General features: G+C 62.1%; 3 protein-coding genes. All 3 read left to right on the top strand.

The window, feature by feature from the left end; translation table 11 throughout:
* The coding region (locus tag EN750_RS29720; RefSeq protein WP_145968034.1) for a TOBE domain-containing protein at positions 1-625 on the top strand (625 nt) is incomplete at its 5' end.
* 10 nt (positions 626-635) lie between these two features.
* Positions 636-1703, top strand: coding sequence for an ABC transporter ATP-binding protein (locus tag EN750_RS29715; RefSeq protein ID WP_023812976.1), 1068 nt, complete (start codon positions 636-638; stop codon positions 1701-1703).
* Positions 1704-2377, top strand: a 674-nt coding sequence (locus EN750_RS29710) for a sugar ABC transporter permease (RefSeq protein WP_145968033.1), incomplete at its 3' end; no start/stop codon positions are given.

Here is a 2377-nt window from a genome sequence, read left to right as displayed (position 1 = left end):
GGTGCTGCTCGATGAACCGCTCGCCAATCTCGACTACAAATTGCGCGAAGAACTGCGCGCCGAATTGCCCAGGATCTTCGCCGCCGCCGGCACCATCTTCGTCTACGCCACGACCGAGCCGCACGAGGCGCTGCTGCTCGGCGGCAACACGGCGACGCTTTCTGAAGGGCGGATCACTCAGTTCGGACCGACCATCGAGGTGTTCCGCAAGCCGGTAGATCTGGTGACAGCCAGGACGTTTTCCGATCCACCGCTCAACACCATCGTGCTCGCCAAGAAGGGTCGGGACTTCCTGCTCGAGGGCGGCGTGAACCTGCCGGTGCCGGCCGAGCTCTCCGGCATTGCCGATGCCATGTACACGATCGGTTTTCAGCCGCACCACCTGTCGCTCGAGCGGCCCAATGCGGCGGCGGTACCGGTGCGCGCCAAGGTGACGATCACCGAGATCACCGGATCGGAGAGCTTCATCCATCTCGATTTCGCCGATGCGCGCTGGGTCATGCTGACCCATGGTATCAGGCATTTCGAGCCGGACGAGGTGGTCGAGGTGTTCATCGATCCGCGCCACATCATGGTTTTCGACGAGCACGGCAGCGCCGTGACTGCGCCGAAGCTGGCGGCTTGAGGGCAAAGAGATGGCACGCATCGACGTCAACCATGTCAGGCATTCCTACCTGCCGAACCCGCAGAAGGATGCCGATTTCGCGCTACGGGAAGTGCATCATGTCTTCGAGGACGGCGGCGCCTATGCGCTGCTCGGGCCCTCCGGTTGCGGCAAGACCACGCTGCTCAACATCATTTCGGGATTGTTGCACCCCTCGCACGGCCAGTTGCTGTTCAACGGCAAGGACGTGACCAATTTGTCGACGCAGGAGCGCAACATCGCGCAGGTGTTCCAGTTCCCGGTCATCTACGACACCATGACCGTCTACGACAATCTGGCCTTCCCGCTGCGCAACCGCGGCGTGCCGGAAGCCGATGTCGATCGGAAGGTTCGCGAGACGCTGGAGATGATCGATCTGGCGTCGTGGGCGAAGAAGAAGGCGAGGGGCCTGACCGCCGACCAGAAGCAGAAGATCTCGCTCGGCCGCGGCCTGGTGCGCTCCGACGTCAACGCCATCCTTTTCGACGAGCCGCTGACCGTCATCGATCCGCACATGAAGTGGGTGCTGCGCTCGCAGCTGAAGCAGTTGCACCGCCGCTTTGGTTACACCATGGTCTATGTGACCCACGACCAGACCGAGGCGCTGACCTTCGCCGAGCAGGTCGTGGTCATGTATGATGGCGGCATCGTGCAGATCGGCACACCGGCCGAATTGTTCGAACGCCCGCGCCATACCTTCGTCGGTTATTTTATCGGCTCGCCGGGCATGAACGTCATGCCGGTGGCAATCGACGGCAAGACGGCGACGCTCGGCTCACAGCGCATCGAACTGCCGGGCGCGCCAAAGGCAGGCAGCGGCGCCGTCGAGCTCGGCATCCGTCCCGAATATGTCCGGCTCGGCCGCGAAGGCATGGCCGTGCAGGTCAGCAAGGTCGAGGATCTCGGCCGCCACAAGGTGGTGCGCGCCAAGCTCGAAGGCCGCGATATCTCTGCTGTGATCGGTGAGGACGAGACCCTGCCCGCCGATCCGAAGGTGCGGTTCGACCCGGCCGGCATCAACATCTATGCCGATTCCTGGCGTGTCGAGATGGAGGCCTAGATGGAGAAGACCTGGAACAACAAGGCCTGGTTCATGGTGCTGCCGGTCCTCCTGCTGGTGGCGTTCTCGGCGGTGATCCCGCTGATGACGGTGGTCAACTATTCGGTGCAGGACACGTTCGGAAACAACGTCTTCTTCTGGAACGGCTCGGACTGGTACACCGAGATCCTGGAGTCGGAACGCTTCTGGCTGTCGATGGTCCGCAACCTGATCTTTTCCGCAACCATCCTCGCCATCGAGATCCCGCTCGGCATCTTCATCGCTCTCAACATGCCCAAGAAAGGCTGGGGCGTGCCGGTCTGCCTGGTGCTGATGGCTCTGCCGCTGCTGATCCCGTGGAACGTCGTCGGCACGATTTGGCAGGTGTTCGGCCGCATCGACATCGGCCTGCTCGGCTATACGCTGTCGTCGCTCGGCTTCGACTACAACTACGTCAACGATCCGACCGACGCCTGGGTGACGGTCATCCTGATGGACGTATGGCACTGGACAAGCCTCGTCGTTCTGCTCTGCTACGCCGGACTGGTCTCGATCCCCGATGCCTTCTATCAGGCGGCCAAGATCGATGGTGCATCGCGCTGGGCAGTGTTCCGCTACATCCAGCTGCCGAAGATGAACCGCGTGCTTCTGATCGCGGTGCTGCTGCGCTTCATGGACTCATTCATGATCTACAC

The organism is Mesorhizobium sp. M7A.F.Ca.ET.027.03.2.1 (assembly GCF_003999175.1).
Classification (GTDB): Bacteria; Pseudomonadota; Alphaproteobacteria; order Rhizobiales; family Rhizobiaceae; genus Mesorhizobium.
The sequence above is the reverse complement of the archived record's forward strand: the minus strand, read 5'-3'. Positions and strand labels throughout refer to the sequence as shown.

Excerpts from the sequence above, each read along its gene's own strand:
- EN750_RS29715 (WP_023812976.1), top strand. The coding sequence starts at position 636 with ATGGCACGCATCGACGTCAACCATGTCAGGCATTCCTACCTGCCGAAC.